The 15,433-nt window shown below is 64.3% G+C and carries 26 protein-coding genes; 22 read left to right on the forward strand and 4 right to left on the reverse strand.

From position 1 onward, the window contains the following. Positions 1–127 precede the first annotated feature (127 nt). The 5 genes from E0E29_RS18010 to E0E29_RS05955 are packed head-to-tail and all read left to right on the forward strand — an operon-like array spanning position 128 to position 3,761. Positions 128–280 (forward strand): hypothetical protein, encoded by a 153-nt coding sequence (locus E0E29_RS18010; protein ID WP_165449807.1) that lies wholly within the window; start codon positions 128–130, stop codon positions 278–280. After that, positions 277–519 (forward strand): hypothetical protein, encoded by a 243-nt coding sequence (locus E0E29_RS18015; RefSeq protein ID WP_165449808.1) that lies wholly within the window; start codon positions 277–279, stop codon positions 517–519. The genes E0E29_RS18010 and E0E29_RS18015 overlap by 4 nt, the downstream gene beginning before the upstream one ends. Before the next feature lie 17 nt (positions 520–536). Beyond that, positions 537–1,664, forward strand: a complete 1,128-nt coding sequence (locus E0E29_RS05945; RefSeq protein ID WP_165449809.1) for a DUF3102 domain-containing protein — start codon at positions 537–539, stop codon at positions 1,662–1,664. Continuing rightward, on the forward strand, positions 1,661–2,011 hold the full coding sequence (locus E0E29_RS05950) for a hypothetical protein (RefSeq protein ID WP_130849101.1): 351 nt from the start codon (positions 1,661–1,663) through the stop codon (positions 2,009–2,011). Before E0E29_RS05945 ends, E0E29_RS05950 begins: the two co-directional genes overlap by 4 nt. Positions 2,012–2,024: 13 nt before the next feature. Then, positions 2,025–3,761 (forward strand): PcfJ domain-containing protein, encoded by a 1,737-nt coding sequence (locus tag E0E29_RS05955; protein ID WP_130849102.1) that lies wholly within the window; start codon positions 2,025–2,027, stop codon positions 3,759–3,761. Positions 3,762–3,818: 57 nt separating this feature from the next. On the opposite strand, the gene E0E29_RS05960 is transcribed toward E0E29_RS05955, so the two are convergent. Both E0E29_RS05960 and E0E29_RS05965 read right to left on the reverse strand, forming a co-directional pair. Beyond that, positions 3,819–4,253: a helix-turn-helix domain-containing protein gene (locus tag E0E29_RS05960; RefSeq protein ID WP_130849103.1), complete on the reverse strand. Its 435-nt coding sequence runs from the start codon at positions 4,251–4,253 to the stop codon at positions 3,819–3,821. Positions 4,254–4,288: 35 nt separating this feature from the next. Continuing rightward, on the reverse strand, positions 4,289–4,543 hold the full coding sequence (locus E0E29_RS05965; RefSeq protein ID WP_130849104.1) for a DUF4160 domain-containing protein: 255 nt from the start codon (positions 4,541–4,543) through the stop codon (positions 4,289–4,291). 85 nt (positions 4,544–4,628) lie between these two features. On the opposite strand from E0E29_RS05965, the gene E0E29_RS05970 reads away from it, so the two are divergent. Genes E0E29_RS05970 through E0E29_RS18020 form a run of 3 tightly spaced genes read left to right on the forward strand, consistent with a single transcriptional unit; the run spans position 4,629 to position 5,307 of the window. Further along, positions 4,629–4,808, forward strand: coding sequence for a hypothetical protein (locus tag E0E29_RS05970; protein ID WP_130849105.1), 180 nt, complete (start codon positions 4,629–4,631; stop codon positions 4,806–4,808). Then, a complete protein-coding gene (locus E0E29_RS05975) occupies positions 4,809–5,141 on the forward strand; it encodes a hypothetical protein (RefSeq protein ID WP_130849106.1) in 333 nt (110 codons plus the stop codon). Positions 5,142–5,154: 13 nt separating this feature from the next. Next, on the forward strand, positions 5,155–5,307 hold the full coding sequence (locus E0E29_RS18020) for a hypothetical protein (protein WP_165449810.1): 153 nt from the start codon (positions 5,155–5,157) through the stop codon (positions 5,305–5,307). 43 nt (positions 5,308–5,350) lie between these two features. On the opposite strand, the gene E0E29_RS18025 is transcribed toward E0E29_RS18020, so the two are convergent. Both E0E29_RS18025 and E0E29_RS05980 read right to left on the reverse strand, forming a co-directional pair. Then, positions 5,351–5,512 (reverse strand): hypothetical protein, encoded by a 162-nt coding sequence (locus E0E29_RS18025; protein ID WP_165449811.1) that lies wholly within the window; start codon positions 5,510–5,512, stop codon positions 5,351–5,353. A 92-nt stretch (positions 5,513–5,604) separates the two neighbouring features. Then, positions 5,605–5,976, reverse strand: a complete 372-nt coding sequence (locus E0E29_RS05980) for a hypothetical protein (protein ID WP_130849107.1) — start codon at positions 5,974–5,976, stop codon at positions 5,605–5,607. Positions 5,977–6,100: 124 nt separating this feature from the next. Here E0E29_RS05980 and E0E29_RS18030 point away from each other — a divergent pair, with 124 nt between their 5' ends. From E0E29_RS18030 to E0E29_RS06040, 14 genes are all read left to right on the forward strand, one after another. Further along, positions 6,101–6,550: a hypothetical protein gene (locus E0E29_RS18030; protein ID WP_165449812.1), complete on the forward strand. Its 450-nt coding sequence runs from the start codon at positions 6,101–6,103 to the stop codon at positions 6,548–6,550. A 1-nt stretch (position 6,551) separates the two neighbouring features. Then, positions 6,552–7,310, forward strand: coding sequence for a rolling circle replication-associated protein (locus tag E0E29_RS05990; protein ID WP_130849109.1), 759 nt, complete (start codon positions 6,552–6,554; stop codon positions 7,308–7,310). 78 nt (positions 7,311–7,388) lie between these two features. Further along, a complete protein-coding gene (locus E0E29_RS19395) occupies positions 7,389–7,583 on the forward strand; it encodes a cysteine-rich KTR domain-containing protein (protein ID WP_130850795.1) in 195 nt (64 codons plus the stop codon). Between the two features lie 64 nt (positions 7,584–7,647). Beyond that, positions 7,648–8,013 carry an HNH endonuclease gene (locus tag E0E29_RS06000; RefSeq protein ID WP_165449954.1) on the forward strand — a complete coding sequence of 122 codons (366 nt, stop codon included), beginning with the start codon at positions 7,648–7,650 and terminating at the stop codon, positions 8,011–8,013. A gap of 218 nt (positions 8,014–8,231) precedes the next feature. Beyond that, positions 8,232–8,747 carry a P27 family phage terminase small subunit gene (locus E0E29_RS06005; protein ID WP_165449813.1) on the forward strand — a complete coding sequence of 172 codons (516 nt, stop codon included), beginning with the start codon at positions 8,232–8,234 and terminating at the stop codon, positions 8,745–8,747. Beyond that, complete coding sequence (locus E0E29_RS06010) at positions 8,737–10,545, forward strand: terminase large subunit (RefSeq protein WP_207303576.1); 1,809 nt, start codon at positions 8,737–8,739, stop codon at positions 10,543–10,545. Before E0E29_RS06005 ends, E0E29_RS06010 begins: the two co-directional genes overlap by 11 nt. Positions 10,546–10,578: 33 nt before the next feature. Then, entirely contained in the window at positions 10,579–10,758 is a 180-nt protein-coding gene (locus tag E0E29_RS18035; protein ID WP_165449814.1) for a hypothetical protein, read from the forward strand. A gap of 2 nt (positions 10,759–10,760) precedes the next feature. After that, positions 10,761–12,050 (forward strand): phage portal protein, encoded by a 1,290-nt coding sequence (locus tag E0E29_RS06015; RefSeq protein ID WP_242622541.1) that lies wholly within the window; start codon positions 10,761–10,763, stop codon positions 12,048–12,050. Next, positions 12,051–12,749 (forward strand): hypothetical protein, encoded by a 699-nt coding sequence (locus tag E0E29_RS18040; protein WP_165449816.1) that lies wholly within the window; start codon positions 12,051–12,053, stop codon positions 12,747–12,749. It abuts the gene before it with no gap. Positions 12,750–12,762: 13 nt separating this feature from the next. Next, complete coding sequence (locus tag E0E29_RS06020) at positions 12,763–14,007, forward strand: phage major capsid protein (RefSeq protein WP_165449817.1); 1,245 nt, start codon at positions 12,763–12,765, stop codon at positions 14,005–14,007. A gap of 4 nt (positions 14,008–14,011) precedes the next feature. Beyond that, positions 14,012–14,347, forward strand: a complete 336-nt coding sequence (locus E0E29_RS06025; RefSeq protein ID WP_130849115.1) for a head-tail connector protein — start codon at positions 14,012–14,014, stop codon at positions 14,345–14,347. After that, positions 14,344–14,715, forward strand: coding sequence for a phage head completion protein (locus tag E0E29_RS06030; protein WP_130849116.1), 372 nt, complete (start codon positions 14,344–14,346; stop codon positions 14,713–14,715). The genes E0E29_RS06025 and E0E29_RS06030 overlap by 4 nt, the downstream gene beginning before the upstream one ends. After that, complete coding sequence (locus E0E29_RS06035; RefSeq protein ID WP_130849117.1) at positions 14,712–15,062, forward strand: phage tail protein; 351 nt, start codon at positions 14,712–14,714, stop codon at positions 15,060–15,062. Before E0E29_RS06030 ends, E0E29_RS06035 begins: the two co-directional genes overlap by 4 nt. Beyond that, on the forward strand, positions 15,053–15,433 hold the full coding sequence (locus tag E0E29_RS06040; protein ID WP_130849118.1) for an HK97 gp10 family phage protein: 381 nt from the start codon (positions 15,053–15,055) through the stop codon (positions 15,431–15,433). Before E0E29_RS06035 ends, E0E29_RS06040 begins: the two co-directional genes overlap by 10 nt.

Here is a 15,433-nt window from a genome sequence, read left to right on the forward strand (position 1 = left end):
ACCGGCACGGGTCTGTGGGTGGATGCAAGCTGGCGTTCTCCCTGGCCACCAGTAAAATCTCCGGTATGTCCTACCGGCGGAAAACGAAGGAAGAGATCCCCGAACAATTCCGGATCGGAGGTTGACGATGGAGAAACGTAAAATACAGCTGCTGGAGGCGGAGTACCGCCGCCATCTGTCCCTGATGCGGGCAGACCCCGACCGGGAGAAGGAGCACCGGGAGGTTGCCGAGGCCATCCTCTGGGCCCTGGACAAGCTGAGGGAGGCGGAGGCCAAATGAACGTACCCTACACCTGCGAGATCTGCGGAGCCCAATGCGTGGGCCATGTCAACTCCCGCTACTGCCCCGAGTGCCGGGGCGAGATCAAGAAGTCCACCCAGCGGGAGAGCAAGGCCAGGGCCGCCCGGAAGCGCCGCAAAGATCCGCCCGATCAGAAGCTCACCCTGGGGCAGATCGCCGCCAGGGCCAGGAGCTTACATATGAGCTACGGCGAATTTGTCGCCAAGTACGGAATTTAACGGAGAGGAGCATTGTCATGGGAAAGACCAATGACCGCTGTCCGCTCCAGGCCGAGTGCGAGCAGAAATGTGCCCACGTCGGCCACGAGCTGGACTGCCCTTACTATGACGCCAACGCCCGGCCGGGCTATGAGATCGACGACCAGGAGGAGCGCCGACGGGCCAAGTGGAGGGAGGCAGAGGAGGCGGAGTACGAGGCCAGGATGAGCCTGCCGGCCGAGCCAGCTGAGCGGACCATTGAAACGATCACGGAGGATATTCTGGACGCCCAGCGCCGGGGTGGGGAGGCCATTCTCACCATTGGGCGATGCCTCATTGAGGCAAAGGAGATGCTCCCTCATGGGGAGTGGCTGCCCTGGTTGACCGAAAAAGTGTCTTACTCGGACCGGACGGCCAGACGGTTCATGCAAATGTACCGGCAGCTTTCAAATCGGCCAGCGCTGGCCAATTTGGGAGCCTCCAAAGCCTTGGCGCTCTTGGCTTTGCCGGAAAAAGACAGGGAAGAGTTCCTATCCGAAAACAATGTGGTTGATATGACCACTCGTCAGCTGGAACAGGCCATCAAGGACCGGGATGAGGCCCGGAAGGCTGCCGAGGCAGCCAAGGCCGACGCCGCAGCAGCGGAAGCCGCCCGGGCGAAGATGGAGGCCGACATGAAGGTGGTCAACGCCACCCTGGAGTCGGCCCGGGAAGAGAAGGAGCGGGCCGATCAGGAGACCGCCCGCCTGGAGCGGGAGCTCACCGAGCTGAAGAATCGGCCGGTGGACGTGGCGGTGGAGACGGTGGTTGACCAGGAGGCCATCACCCAGGCCAGGGCGGAGGCCGTGGCCGAGATGCAGGCCAAGCTGGACAAGGCCAAGGCGGCCAAAGCCAAGGCTGAGGAAAAGCGGAAGGAGGCCGAGGCCGCTCTGGAGCAGGCTCAGGTCCAACTGAAGGACGCCGAGCAGGCACGGAAAAACGCCGCGCTCTCCTCCGACGAGGACATGGCCACCTTCAAGGTCCTCTTCCAGCAGTCCCAGGAGACGGCCAACAAAATGCGCGGCATCCTCCTCAAGCTGCGGAACCGCCCCGACCAGACTGCCGCACAGGGGGCGGAGAAGGCCATGAAAGCCCTGGCAGAGGCCATCGGGAGGTGTGTGGAATGACCACTTGGTACGAGCAGGCGGAGAAACGCCTGAAGGATGAGTATGACAAGGTCAAGGGTCAGAAGGAGGGCGCCATGAAGTCCGCCGTCCGGGACGCCCTCCTGGAGTTCTGCCAGCAAAACGAGGAGTTCGCCCAGGCTGTGGCCCAGGGAGGTTCCTTCCCGGACTGCATGGCCGCCGTGGCCAAGGGGGTGGGCAGCTCCCTCTCCGATCTGGAGGCCTACCGCCGGGCGGCGTCCTTCTATTTCGACGGGGCCAGGGTCAACTTCACCATGAGCGTCCAGCTGGAGCCGGCGGCGGAGCCGCAGCAGACCGGCATCCTGTTGGACCTCTCGGATTTCTTCTGAGGGGGCGGGTAGGGTGAAGTACACGGAGCGGGAGCGGGAACTCCTGAACAGCTGGCCCACCGTCACCGAGGAGGACCTGGTGCGGATGAACGACCTGTTCCCACACTACCTGTTCTTCCGAAAAGAGGTGGACCTGATGGGTCTGGGCGGTGTGAGGCTATACACCTCCTGCTGCGGCCACAAGGAGTACCGCCCCTGTCTGACCCGGATGGAGACGGAGGGGCACCGGGAACTGTTGGACCGTCTCAGGCACAGGGAGTCGTGGACCTGCCCATGGTGCGGGCGCAGCGTGACGGTGATCGACCTGGCCAAGGCGAAAAAACGGACGTCTCTGCGCCAGGTGGAATTAACGGTGCTCCTCCACGCAAGGGGAGACGCCCTCTACGCCGACGCCCTGGCGCTGAGGAAGGATTATTCCAGCGAGGAGGGGCTCACCGCCCGGCCCACTGCCTGGTGCTCCAGCGGCTACCGCTTTGCCAGGGGAGAGGTGATGCAGGCCGACTACCAGGCCACCTATCGGGAGCATGAGCCGGTCATCACTTACGAGCGGGACAAGCTGGGCCGCCGGAAGCTGGTGAGCGAGCCCTTCAAGGACGGCCCCATCTACTGGTACCACTACGAGCCCTATTCCATCCTCAACCGGGAGGAGCTGGATGGGCAGCCCTTCTTCCGATACTGCGGCTTCTTCGACCACTGGCAGTACCGCCCCGGCGGGGCCAGAGGGTATGCCGCCTACTTCGACGACTTCATCTCCTACCTGACCGCCTACGCCATTTACCCCAGACAGGTGGAGATGCTGGTGAAGTCCGGACCCTGGGAGCCACTGAGCGATCTCATTTACAGCAGAAAGAAGAACGCGGCAGCCATGTGCTGGGAGGAGACCGACCCCAGAAAGGCCTTCGGGCTGAACAAACGGGAGTTGAGCTGGTTTTTGGGCGTGCAGCCGCCCCTGGAGGTGCTGGCCATCCGGAACTATGTGTTGAAGCACTGGGGAGAGCGCTGGGACCTGCCTTTCTGCATGGACTTCCGGAACCTTTGGGGCTGCCAGGTAAACGCCATGGAGGTGCTGAGGTTTCTGAAAAAGCACCACTTGACACCTGGGCGTTTCCTGCGGTACCTGGACCGGATCTCCGAGCGAACCGATGACCGCTACGCCACCCTCTTTGAGCTCTACCGGGATTATTGGGAGGCGGCATATGCGCTGGGGAGATGTATGGAGCACAGCAAGGTGCTGTGGCCGGAGGATCTCCCCGCCGCCCATGACTCCGCTACCGAGGAGTTGGCTGACAAGCAGGCTCGGGAGGAGAAAAAGCGGCGGGCGGCATCGCTGAAGGAGCGGCGGCTCAAGTATGAGTTTGAGCTGGACGGGCTGAAGATCGTGTTCCCGGCCACGAGCCTGGCCATCCGGCGGGAAGGCAAGGCTCTGTGCCACTGTGTGGGCGGTTACGCCGAACGGCACATGAACGGTGTGACCACCATCCTGTTCCTCCGCCGGACCAATGCCCCGGCTACCCCGTACATCACCCTGGAGATGGACGGGAATCAGCTGCGGCAGATCCACGGATATGACAACGAGCGGAGCGCCTGCCCGGAGAACCCGGGGCGGGTCAGTCCCAGAATCATTCACAAGGATTTTTTGGACACTTGGCTGCGGTGGCTCCGGGACGGCAGCAAGCGCAACAAGGACGGCACTCCGAAGGTGCCACGCCGGAAAGCGGCGGGCAAAGAAGCCCAGGCCAGGACGGCGTGAGAGAAAAGGGACGGAGCCGGCGTCCTATATGGACGCCGGCTCCGGAGAGGGGGGACGCTATTTGGGCTGTGGGCCGTACTCCCGTTCCATGGCGGCGCGGGTGATGAGCCACTGCTTGCCGAACTTCTGGACGTCCAGCCCGTCGGTGAGGCGGCGGTAGGCCACGGCCTTGCGCAGGGTGCTCTCGCTGAGCCCCCAAAGGTCGGTGGCTTCCCCAAAGGAGAGCAGGCCGTCAAAGGGAGAGGCGGCGGGCATGCCGTTGGCCCAGAGCTCCGCCCCGTCCAGATCAAGGTCGTCGTTCCAGGATACCCCGTACCCGCCCGGGTCCACGGAGACCTGCTCAAAGAGGCCGGGCGCGTCCCGCAGGGCCGACAGAGCCGGCGCGCGGGAGAGGGCAGCGGACACGTCGTAGATCTTCGTACAGCCGTCCGCGAAGTGGACCAGCAGGCGCAGCCCCGGCAGAGGGGCGGCGGACTTGATCTTGTGAAACATGGAGCGCCTCCTTTCGGCGGGGAAACCGCCCCCGCTCATTGTAGCGGGGGCAGCTTCCGGAAGTTTTGGGTGTTCCAGATGTCCAGCAGGTCGGCCTGGTAGAGCCTGGCCCACTCCAGTGCCATGGCCAGCCCCTTGGCCGGAAGGTCGCCCTCCAGGAGCCGGAGATCCGTGATGTCGATCACGGCGTTGTATTCGCCGTAAATCACATGGATATGAGGCGGATTGTGCTCGCTGCCCAGCAGATACATCTTGATGGTCAGGCCATAAAATCTGGATATGACCGGCATGGTATGCACCCCTTTCATGATGCTATTGTATCACGGTATCGTGAAAATGTCAAGCAGAAAGATAGGAATGAGGAGACTAACGACGATGGGTGAGCTGATCGTACTGGACGCCTACCGGCGGACCTGCCACAACTGCCTGTGGCATGACGATGCCCACGGAGCGTGCAAGCGCCCTGGCGGCTGGGAGTGGGACAAGAACTATACCCGTTGCGTCACATTCGCCTGGCGGTACGGCTGGCCCGGCGTACGAAAAGGGGCTGACTGAATGAAGCTGGAGGAAGCAACCAAGGAAGAGTTGATTTGGTGGATACAGCAACATGCCTTTGACCTCTCTTATTCGTTGAAACGGTTTGAAGCGGATATAATGCTCCACCGGTATGATGAGTACAATCGCAAAGCCAAGCTGGCCGGGGAGCGTTTTTCCTCGGCGCTGTCTGAATATAACTCTTTGCTCGCACCGTATCACGGGAAGCGAATATCTGCCATCCCAGAACATGTTATCAAACGGGCAGCGACTCTCGAAAAAGCCATGGACAGTGCCAGTAAAGAGCAGCGGCGTTGGTGGAAAGCTGCGGATAAGTGTATGGAGAAAGTTTAGGGGAGGTTTCGGTATGCTGATCGTCACCATCCAGGTCAACGCGCCGCCGGGGGCGGCGGAGTGCGTGAAGGAGGTTTTGGGCATGGCACTGGAGCAGTTGGGTGACGCCCGGGTGGTCTCCATCAAAGAGAAGCTGCCCGAGCAGTTGAAGTTGGACGTGGGATAGCGGAAAGCGCCGCCCACGACTGGGCGGCGCTTCCTGCGGGGCCTTAAAACAGCCGCTTGACCTCCTCGGCCATGCGCTGGAGCTCCTCCAGCGTGGCCGGCTGGGGCTTGCGGGCGCGGATCTGCTCCCGGATGGGGGTGGGGAGCTGGGAGAAATAGGCCTGCATGACCGGGTCCTCTGCAAAGTTGGCATACCGATCGTCCATACGATCACCTCCGGCGGTAGCTTGCCCACGGGCGCAAAAAACAAACCGCCGCCCTTTGCAGAGCGGCGGTCGGAAAGCGGAAAGGTGTATGCTCAGCACTTGGGAAGGGTACTTCCCCAGGCGGCCAGGCTCAGGCTGAGCACAGCGGCCAGGCCGGTCAGAGCGCAAAGGCCGGAGCTGTCAAAGGGGAGAAGCAGAGGGGTGCTCAGGAGGGTCATGCCGCCTATGAGCCAGAAAAGCCAGCGGAAGGAGTGGATCTCCCGCCGGAATTGATAACCAGGGGCGGAGAGCTTGGCGTTGATGGTCTCCAGTTCGGAGGTTTTCTCCGCCATCTGTCGCTCTATCTCGGCCAGGAACGGGTTTTGATCGGCGTTGGCCGGATCGGACAGATGCAGCTTTATCACGATGCAGACCAGATCCATCAGTTCCACCCGGAGCTGCGACCGGCGCTGTTCCAAAGTCATGTCGATCCCTCCTTCAACCCTAGCATATCGGCCCATGCGCGGATTGTCAATCGATTGGACACAAAAAAGAACAGGGACGGCGGGGCGGCGGCCCCGCCTGTTCCCGTTTCGGAAAGGAGTACATATGAGCAGCGTATTGGTGGTGACGGTGCCCTCGGAACTGGACGGAGATCTCTACCAGATGCGGAATTATGTCAAAGAAAGCCTGGAACTGGGCGTCCTCATCGTGGGCAAGGGGGTCCAGTGGGAGCTGCTGGAGCTCCCGGAGCTGGGGGGCGTCCGGGTGCAGGACCCCGGAGGGACGGGACCGGACGGTCCTCCGGAAGCACCCGATGAGCCGGAGGGAGAGGTGGCCTTCACCGGCTGCGGGGCGAAGGAAAAACGGCGGATCTACGAGGCCCTTCGCCGGTACCGGGACCGCCACGGCCTGGGCTCCCTGGAGCCGCTGGCCGAGGCGGCTGGCCAGGGTCTGACGGCGACGGTGCTCCGGGAGGCGCTGCTGGGGGGCAAGCTGCCCATGGAGACCTGGCGGGCCATTGGCTCCGCTTTAGACCGGCTGGACCCGGAGGGCTGAGATGGCGAAACGACTTAAGACCATCACCGCCGGACGGCTGGTGTCCGGCGTCTGCTACACCGTGGCCACCGGCAGGGACACCGAGGCGGAGCGCACGGCCAAGCGCCGGATGTCCACCGAGGCCCAGGAGCGGATCAACCTCCGGCGGGCGTGGCAGAAGCTGGAGCTGCTCATCGCCGCCAACTTCGGCCCCGGCGACCTCCATGTGGTGCTCACCTACGACGACGAGCACCTTCCGGCGGACCGGCAGGCGGCGGTCCGGCTCCTCCGGAAGCTGCTGCGGCTCCTGCGCCGGCACCGAAAGGCCAGGGGGCAGGCCCTCAAGTACATCTACATCACGGAGCAGCTCTCGGCGGAGGGGGGACGGCTCCACCACCATCTGCTCCTCAACGGCACCGGCGAGGATATCGAGGTCCTGCGGTCCCTGTGGACCTACGGCCAGGTGGAGCTGGAGCGGCTGGATCTCTGGCAGGGCTATGAGGCTCTGGCCAAGTACCTCACCAAGGAGCCCAGAGAGGTGGGCCGGACTGAGGTGGGCGCCCGATCATGGACGCCGTCCGTGGGGCTGGCCAAGCCAAAGACGGTGAGCGAGCCGGTGCCGGACAATGTGACCATCGCCGCGCCGGCCGGCGCTATCATCCTGGACCGCCGGGAGGAGCACAACGAGTTCGGCGATTACCTTTATTTGAAGTATCTGCTGCCGAGCAGGAGGGAGGAGAAGAAAGGGACCAGGCCACCGCGCAGACGGAAAAGGGAATAGCCCCGCGTCTTTTATCTGTCTGGAAACCGTCTGTAACAACCGGGAGGGAGGAATAGAATGCGAACGGAAGCGTTGAAAATGGACCGGAATTGTGGTAAACTAATCGTGAAGGACGGATATGTGATATGTCCATCCTGCAAGATGCGGACGAGCCAGGTGGTCCGGCCGGATACGAGGGCGACATGCCTCCAGATCTGGTGCCGTCACTGTAAGGCGACTCACATCGTGGATATCGAAAGTGGCCAGTGCTTTTTTAGCCAGTGCCCGACATGACCCCAATACGGGGAAAGGTCGGGCGCTGGCTTTTTGTTTTGCCCGGAGGTGATAGCCCGTGGCCATGAAGCCGCTCCGACCCTGCCGACATCCCGGGTGTCCGGCGCTCACCCGAGAGGGCTACTGTCCCAAGCACAAGCCCAAGCGGGCCGAGCGCCGGGCCTCGGCGGAATACCACGGCTGGTACAACCTGCCCGTATGGACCGACGACCTGCGGCCGGCCCAGCTCCTGCGGGAGCCCTGGTGCCGGGAGTGTGCCCGGCATGGCGTTCGCACCCGGGCCACCGTGGTGGACCATGTCACACCCCACCGGGGAGATTGGCAGATGTTCATCGACCCGGCCAACCATCAGAGCCTGTGCAAGCGCTGCCACGACCGGAAGACGGCTCGGGAGCAGGCGGAAGAACGGAGAAAGCGGACGAGAGCGTGAGCCTTTTCGGAGAGGGAAAGCTACGTCCGCGCCTGGACGCGTGGGCGCGTGCACGCCCGGACACGCCCAGGGGAAGCCTTCGGCTTGGAGGGGAGCCCGGGTCAAAAAGGTTTTGGGGCCACTTGCGTAAGACCTCGCGGCCCCTCGAATGTGAGAAAATCTCCCCGATGGAGATCCCGGCCCTCTGCTGGGCCGGGCTGACACAGGAGGTGAGGAGTATGCCCACGCCGCCCAAGGCGCTGGAGCACATGAGCAAAAATCTGACCGAGGAGGAGCGGCAGCTCCGGCAGCAGGCGGAGGAGGGGGTGATCCCCGACCGGGGCCGGGAATCCAGGATGGAGAAGCCGGCCATCATGACCAAAAACACTGCCGCCGGCCGCTACTGGCGGAAGGTGCTGGAGCGGATGGACGGCCTGGCCATCCTGGACGACCTGGACAGCGATGCCCTGGGGGTCTACTGCGTGATGCTGGCCCGGTACGAGACGCAGTGCAAGGTGCTCTCCCAGGCCATCCAGGAGCTGAAGAAAGCCAAGGACGAAACGGAGGCGGCGGCCGATGCGGTGTCCAAGTTGGACACCGTCAGCGGCAAGATGCAGTCCCTGGAGCGGAACATCCTCCAGTACGCCGAGAAGTTGGGCCTTACTCCGTCCGGACGGGTACGCCTGGCCCAGAAACGGGCCCAGGCTGCCGCCGAGGCCCGGGCAGACCCGGATGGTGATCTGTTTGGCGACTAGGTGGCAGTCCGGACTTCACCATCCCGTTTCCGTCTATGCCAAGCAGGTGACACAGGGCCGCCTGCGGGACCAGTGCTGCAAGTATGAGATCCTGGCCTGCCAGCGGCATCTGGACGACCTGAAGCGGCAGGGGACGGAGGACTTCCCCTACGTGTTCGACACCACCCGGGCCGACCGCATTATACGGTGGTTCGGTCAGTGTGTCCAGATCCGGGGCGTGGACGCCGGAAAGCCCATCCAGCTGGAGCCCTGGCAGATCTTCGACCTGGGCTGCACCTACGGCTGGGTCCACAAGGACACCGGTGCCCGGCGGTTTACCCACACCTACAACAAGCGGGCCAGAGGCAATTACAAGTCCAGTGAGAAGTCCTGTCAGGGCCTGCACCATATGTGCGGCGACGCCATCTATCCGCCTTACCACCCGGAGCTGGCCAAATTTGAGCAGGAGCCGGAGGTGGAGTGTGCCGCCGTGGACCGGGGCCAGGCCATGCGGGTGCTAGGGGACGCCAAGAAGATCGCTCTGGCCAGTCCCAACATCGCCAAGCGGCTGCTGATCCCCAGGTCCAATCCTATCGTCCACCGCACCCGGGGCGGTTTCATGCGGGCCCTATCCAAGGACACCAAGAACAAGGACAGCGGTGCCCCCACCTACTTCGTGGTGGATGAGTACCACGCCCACCCCAACTCGGAGATCTACGACCTGGGCACCAACTCCTTCGGCAAGCGGGCGCAGTCCCTGCTGGACGTCATCACCACTGCCGGAGATGACGCCGGCAGCAAGCCCTGCTACGAGGAGGAGCTGTACGCCAAGCGGGTGCTGGAGGACCCCTCGGTCGTTGACGAGAGCTATTTTGTCATGATCCGGGAGCTGGATGAGGGGGATGATCCCCACAATGAGGCGGCATGGGCCAAACCCAATCCCTGCCTGCGCTTTCCCAGCCGGTACAGCGAGATCCTGCTCAAGCAGATCCGGGACGAGCACAACGCCGCCTATGCCTCCAACGACCCCAACAAGATCCGCAAGTTCCTCACCCGCCGGATGTGTCTGTGGCAGGTGGGCAGCGTCAACCACTATCTGGACGAGTACTGCATGGCCAAAGCCAGGACGGCCATGGTTCCCAAAGCGGAGTTTGCCGCCCTTACGGATGGGTTCCACTGCCATTGCGGCTTCGATCTGGGCAAGCGCATCGACCTGAGCGGCGCTGCGGCAGTGTTTGACCTGCCGGACGACCGTCTGGCCATCAAGATGCACGGCTTCATGCCGGAGAACGGGGCCGACCGGCACGAAAAGACGGACCGGGTGCCGTATAAGTTCTGGGCCCAGGGCGGCTACTGCACCCTCACGCCCGGCGCCGTCACCGACAACAGCTATGTGTACAACTGGATCTGTGCCGGCGAGCGGGAGCACGGCTGGAAGGTGGACGAGGTGGACTATGACGGCCACAACGCCACGGACCTGGCCATCCGCATGAACGAGGACCGGAACCGGGAGGACTTCTGTGTGGAGGTGAGCCAGACCTGCGCCGGACAAAACCTGGCGGTCAAGACCTTCCGGGAGCTGCTGCTCCAGGACCGGGTTGTGATCGAGGAGAACCCGCTGGTGCTCTGGTGCCTCCAGAATGCCATCGAGATCCAGGACAACTATGGGGATATCAAGCTCAGCAAACGGCACAAGGATGACACCGAGCGCATCGACCCCGTGGCGGCGGCGATGAATGCCACGGCCCGGGTGCTGGTAAAGAGAACGGCCAAGCCGGATCTGGCGGCGGCCATGGAGCGGCCGGGCTTCAGCTTATAGGGTGTCCAAGTCGGACACGGAAGGAGGAGTCGGATGAAGCGATGGAAGAAGGCGCTGGGCCGCATGAGCGCCGATCTGGTGCTGGTGGCTGGCGCCGCAGCGGTGGCGGTGGGAGCGGGACTGATCTATCTGCCAGCCGGGCTCATCACCGGCGGGGCCCTGGCCATGGCCGGTGCGGTGCTCAGCGCCATGGGAAGGAGGGAAGAGCCGTGAGCATGACCCAGGGCATCCGGGCCCTGGCCCGGTCGCCCACCGTCAGCAAGGCGGTGACGGCGGAGGGGCTGGTGGCCGCCGGCTATCCCCTGAGCGGCACCGAGGCAGGTGAGAGCCTGGCCCGGAAGCTCTCGGCGGTGGACCGGTGCATTGAGATCCTCAGCGACTCCATTGGCAAGCTGCCCTCCTACATCATGGACAGTAAGACCCGGCAGCGGGTGGACCTGCCCCTGTTGCGGCTCCTCAACGTTCGGTCCAACGAGGCCATGAGCCCCTTTGTGGCCAAAAAGGTGGTGGAGACCAGCCGCCTGGTTACCGGCAACGGCTACGAGTGGATCTTGCGGGACCCCCGCACCGGGCGCATCACGGAGCTGATCCCCGTGCCCGGAGAGCTGGTGGAACCCTGGCGGGATCTGAGCGGCCGGGTGTGGTACACGGTGACCAATCCCTGGACGGGAGAGCCAATGCGGCTGCCCCAGGAGGACATCTGCCACTACAAAGCCGCCTCCCGGGACGGGCTGAAGGGCGTGGGGGTCCTCCGCCGGGCCAGCGAGGTCATCGCCTCCAGCTTGGCGGCCCAGCAGTATGAGCGCTCCTACTACGAAAACGGCGGCCAGCCCTCCGGCGTCCTCCGCACCGAGAGCGACCTGGGCGGCTACGCCAAGGACCAGAATGGGAAGCCGCTGAAACGGCCGGACGGCACCTGGATCACCCTGAAGGACCAGCTGCGGAGTGAGTGGGAGAAAATCCACGCCGGCCCCAGCAACAGCCACCGGGTGGCCATCCTGGACTTCGGACTGGAATACAAGCCCCTGTCGGTGAGCAACCAGGACGCCCAGTTCATCGAGAGCCGGGAAGTCTCGGTCCGGGACATCGCCCGCTACTTCGGAGTGCCCCTCTACAAGCTCCAGGAGGGCAAGCAGGCCTACGGCTCCAACGAGCAGAACGCCATTGAATACGTGGTGGGCACCCTCCACCCCAATGTGACCCAGTACGAGGAGGAGCGGACCTGGAAGCTGCTGACCCAGAGCCAGGTGGACGCCGGACTGGAGATCCGCATCAACATGATGGCGGAGCTCCGGGGCGACACTTCGGCCCGGAAGGACTGGTACAAGGCCATGAACGAGATCGGCGTGTTCTCGGTCAACGACATCGAGGAGCTGGAGGACCGGCCCGACGTGCCCGGCGGGGACGCCCGGAAGGCCTCCCTCAACTATGTGCCCCTGGAGGACTGGCCGGAGCTGAGCCGGAAACGAGCCGGGGCGCAGACCGCCCCGGGAGAGGAGACGTGAATGGAACAGATCATGAAAGCGGCCCGGCTCCTGAAGGCCGAGGCCACCGAGGAGGACCTGGCCCTCATCAGCGTCCAGGCTCTGCGGTCGCTGGCGGCGGAGGAGGTCTACACCTTCCGCCTGGCGGCCTGCAACAACCAGGTGGACCGGGACCTGGAGCGATTCACCGAGCGCACGCTGGAGGCCCTGGCCAAGCTCTTCGTGGGCCGTCCGGTGCTGCTGGACCACAAGTGGAGCGCCGGCAGCCAGACCGCCCGGGTGTACGCCGCCGGGGTGGAGGAGATGCCCGGCGTGGAGGGCGGACAGCAGCTGGTGCTGCGGTGCTATATGCCCCGGCTCCAGGGCAACGGCGACACCATCGCCGCCATCGAGACGGGCCTCCTGCGGGAGTGCAGCGTGGGGGTAGCGGTGGAGCGGGCCGTCTGCTCCATCTGCGGCACAGACCGGGCTACCGCCTGGTGCGAACACGTCAAGGGCTGCGAGTATGACGGCAAGCTCTGCTACATCGAGCTGGACGGTGCTACCGACGCCTATGAGGTGTCCATGCTGCCGGTGCCGGCCCAGCCGGCGGCCGGTGTGGTCAAACGCTACGGCGGGCCGGATGGCCCGGAAGATCCCCCTCCGGGCGGAGCGCCCGGCGCAGATAGCCAGGACTGGCGGGACGAGGCCCTGCTGGAGCTGGAGAAAAACAGATTTTAATGGAGGGAACACAATGAGACGCAAGCTGATCGATCTGAAGACCCAGCGCACCGCCCTACTGGAGGGGGCCGAAACCCTGCTGAAGGAGGGCAAGCGGGAGGAGTACCGCGCCGAGATGGCCAAGGTGACCAAGATGAACGAGGAGATCAAGGACGTGGAGGACCTGGTCCGGGAGCAGGACCGGAAGTTCCTGGGGAAGGCCGCCGACCCCGCCGAGGAGAAGGACAAGGCGGAGGAGCGTGGCAATGAGCTCATGAAGGGCCACGAGGTGACCTTCTCTCCTCTGGAGGTGGCCAAGGCCCTCTTTGTCCCCAAGCATACCGAGAAGTCCGTGACCCTGGCCACCGGCACCATGGCCCAGCCCACCGGCGCCGGTACCGACATCCGGGACGCCCTGGGCTACGGCGTGGGCGCCATCATCGACCAGGTGTATGTGCAGGATCTCAACGGCATGTCCGCCTATCTGGAGCCCTATGTGATCTCCGAGCCCGACGCCAAGGGGGCTAAGGTGACCACCGCCGCCGGCACCGCCCGCGCCGCCTCCGACGATCCCAAGTTGGGCGTGGCCAAGATCGCCCCCTATGAGCTGACCACCACCAGCTATGTGGACCGGAACATCTCCAAGCTCACCCCCGCCAACTACTACGCCAAGATCTTCGCCATGGCTATGAAGTCCATGCGCCGGAGCACGGTGGGGATGATCTTCAACGGCGACGGGCAGTCCACCAACGACATGTTCGGCGTCAAGACTGCCAAGAACATGGCGGGCAGCCCCATCTACGCCAGCCTGGACGTGGAGAAGGTCGGCCCCGACCTGCTGACCGAGCTGATGTTCGCCTACGGCGGCGACGAGGAGCTGGGCGGCAACTGCCGGCTCTACCTCAACAAGAAGGACCTGCTGGCCCTGGGCAAGCTGCGGGGCACCAACGAGAAGCAGCGGCTCTTCGACATCGTGCCCGACGCCGCCAACCCCAACACCGGCACCATCCGGGAGGGCGGCACCATCGTGCCCTATTCCATCTCCTCCAAGCTCACCGCCCTCTCCACCTCCCAAAAGGGTTCCTCCGCCATCCAGACCATGGTGTACGGCGACCCTATGAACTACGAGCTGGGCCTCTTCGGCCCCTACACGGTCCGGGTGGATGAGTCTGTCAAGGCGGTGGAGCGGATGCTCACCATTCTGGGCGACGCCATGGTGGGCGGCAACCTCATCGTGGACAAGGGCTTCGTGGTGGCCACCCTGCCCGCCAACGGCTGAGCCCATGGCCCTGACTGAGGAGCGGCGGGCCAGGCTGCTGGCCTATTGCCGGATCGAGGAGCCCACCGATGAGGAGCTGCTCACCCTGGAGGGGCTCTATGACGCGGCGGTGGGGTACATGGAGGGGGCGGGGATCTCCCCGCCCGCCCCCGGCACCCCCAGAGCGGCCCAGTATGACCTGTGCGTCAACTTCATGGTGCTGGACGGCTTTGACCGGCGGGACGTGACCATCACGGGCACCATTGTGGCGGACAACCCCTCCTTCCGGCGGCTCATCAACCAGCTCAAGCTGACCGAGCCCGTGTCCAATTTGGACACATCTGAGGAGGATAGCCAATGACTAGGCATGTGGACGCCGGGGAGCTGCGCACTCGGATCACCGTATACGACCTGCCCAGGGATGAAAAGGGGGAGGTGCTGCGGGACGACGACGGCTATCCTGCCCAGGAGCCGGTGAACGTCTTCGGGCCCGGCGGCAGGTCCTGCAAGTGGGAGGACGCCTGGGGCAGTCAGGTCTACGCTGCCCGTCAGGCCGGAGTCACCGACCCGGCCACCCTCACCCTGCGCTACACCCCCAGGATCACCACCACCTGTATCATCTACCGGGGGCGAGATCCCCGGCCCTATGAGGTGATCTCCGTCCGGGACATCGGGGACCGGCACGCCTGGATGGAGGTCAAGGTCCAGCGGAAGGAGGCGGCCAAGTGACCATCAACCAGCGCATCATCCAGGCCCTGACGCCCCTGGGTCTCCCGGTAGCGCCCGACACAGACACCGAGAGCCGGGAGCGGTGCTTTGTCTTTTCAGCCGACCAGACGTCCATCTTCTACTGCGACGATGCCCCGCTGCTCTATAGCTTCAAGGTGCAGGTCTACCTCATCCTCCCGGCGGAGGAAAACGGCGTGGCGTTGCTGGACCGGGCGGTCCGGGCCATGGCCGAGGCTGGCTTCAGCCGGCCGGAGGTGGTGGACGCGGCAGATGAAAACGGTCAGCGCAAGGTCCTGGAGTGCGAGACCCAGGCCATTGAGGAGGAGGGGACATACCGATGGCTGTGACCATCTCCCCGGAAGATCTCTCCGACGCCGTCCAGGCGGCCCTGGAGGAGTACGGCGACCTGGCCAAGGAGGTCACCCGGGACACGGTGCGGAAGGTGGCCAAAACCTGCCGCCAGGAGATCCGGGCGGCCAGCCCCTACCGGACCGGGCGCTACTCCAAGGGCTGGCGAGTCAAGGAAACGGCTTCCCCCAACGGAGATGTGACCGAGACGGTCTACAACGCTTCCGCCCCAGGTCTCACCCACCTGCTGGAGGATGGGCACGCCACGGTGAACGGCGGAAGGGTGGCGGGTAAGGCCCACATCGCCCCCGCCGAGCAGCGGGCGGAAGCCAACCTGCTGGAGGGCCTGGAGCGGGAGCTGAGCCTGTGA

Source organism: Intestinimonas timonensis (genome assembly GCF_900626145.1).
GTDB classification, from domain to species: Bacteria; Bacillota; Clostridia; order Oscillospirales; family Oscillospiraceae; genus Intestinimonas; species Intestinimonas aquisgranensis.

Bases quoted from the DNA above. Each gene is read 5' to 3' on its own strand.
- E0E29_RS05960 (WP_130849103.1), bottom strand. From the start codon at position 4,253: ATGTTTCACAAGATCAAGTCCGCCGCCCCTCTGCCGGGGCTGCGCCTG.
- E0E29_RS05950 (WP_130849101.1), top strand. From the start codon at position 1,661: ATGACCACTTGGTACGAGCAGGCGGAGAAACGCCTGAAGGATGAGTAT.
- E0E29_RS06005 (WP_165449813.1), top strand. From the start codon at position 8,232: ATGCCCACGCCGCCCAAGGCGCTGGAGCACATGAGCAAAAATCTGACC.
- E0E29_RS05965 (WP_130849104.1), bottom strand. From the start codon at position 4,543: ATGCCGGTCATATCCAGATTTTATGGCCTGACCATCAAGATGTATCTG.
- E0E29_RS18035 (WP_165449814.1), top strand. From the start codon at position 10,579: ATGAAGCGATGGAAGAAGGCGCTGGGCCGCATGAGCGCCGATCTGGTG.
- E0E29_RS05945 (WP_165449809.1), top strand. From the start codon at position 537: ATGGGAAAGACCAATGACCGCTGTCCGCTCCAGGCCGAGTGCGAGCAG.
- E0E29_RS05975 (WP_130849106.1), top strand. From the start codon at position 4,809: ATGAAGCTGGAGGAAGCAACCAAGGAAGAGTTGATTTGGTGGATACAG.
- E0E29_RS18040 (WP_165449816.1), top strand. From the start codon at position 12,051: ATGGAACAGATCATGAAAGCGGCCCGGCTCCTGAAGGCCGAGGCCACC.
- E0E29_RS18025 (WP_165449811.1), bottom strand. From the start codon at position 5,512: ATGGACGATCGGTATGCCAACTTTGCAGAGGACCCGGTCATGCAGGCC.
- E0E29_RS06030 (WP_130849116.1), top strand. From the start codon at position 14,344: ATGACTAGGCATGTGGACGCCGGGGAGCTGCGCACTCGGATCACCGTA.
- E0E29_RS06025 (WP_130849115.1), top strand. From the start codon at position 14,012: ATGGCCCTGACTGAGGAGCGGCGGGCCAGGCTGCTGGCCTATTGCCGG.
- E0E29_RS18015 (WP_165449808.1), top strand. From the start codon at position 277: ATGAACGTACCCTACACCTGCGAGATCTGCGGAGCCCAATGCGTGGGC.
- E0E29_RS18020 (WP_165449810.1), top strand. From the start codon at position 5,155: ATGCTGATCGTCACCATCCAGGTCAACGCGCCGCCGGGGGCGGCGGAG.
- E0E29_RS06000 (WP_165449954.1), top strand. From the start codon at position 7,648: ATGAAGCCGCTCCGACCCTGCCGACATCCCGGGTGTCCGGCGCTCACC.
- E0E29_RS06020 (WP_165449817.1), top strand. From the start codon at position 12,763: ATGAGACGCAAGCTGATCGATCTGAAGACCCAGCGCACCGCCCTACTG.
- E0E29_RS19395 (WP_130850795.1), top strand. From the start codon at position 7,389: ATGGACCGGAATTGTGGTAAACTAATCGTGAAGGACGGATATGTGATA.
- E0E29_RS18030 (WP_165449812.1), top strand. From the start codon at position 6,101: ATGAGCAGCGTATTGGTGGTGACGGTGCCCTCGGAACTGGACGGAGAT.
- E0E29_RS18010 (WP_165449807.1), top strand. From the start codon at position 128: ATGGAGAAACGTAAAATACAGCTGCTGGAGGCGGAGTACCGCCGCCAT.
- E0E29_RS05990 (WP_130849109.1), top strand. From the start codon at position 6,552: ATGGCGAAACGACTTAAGACCATCACCGCCGGACGGCTGGTGTCCGGC.
- E0E29_RS05980 (WP_130849107.1), bottom strand. From the start codon at position 5,976: ATGACTTTGGAACAGCGCCGGTCGCAGCTCCGGGTGGAACTGATGGAT.
- E0E29_RS06040 (WP_130849118.1), top strand. From the start codon at position 15,053: ATGGCTGTGACCATCTCCCCGGAAGATCTCTCCGACGCCGTCCAGGCG.
- E0E29_RS05970 (WP_130849105.1), top strand. From the start codon at position 4,629: ATGGGTGAGCTGATCGTACTGGACGCCTACCGGCGGACCTGCCACAAC.
- E0E29_RS06015 (WP_242622541.1), top strand. From the start codon at position 10,761: ATGACCCAGGGCATCCGGGCCCTGGCCCGGTCGCCCACCGTCAGCAAG.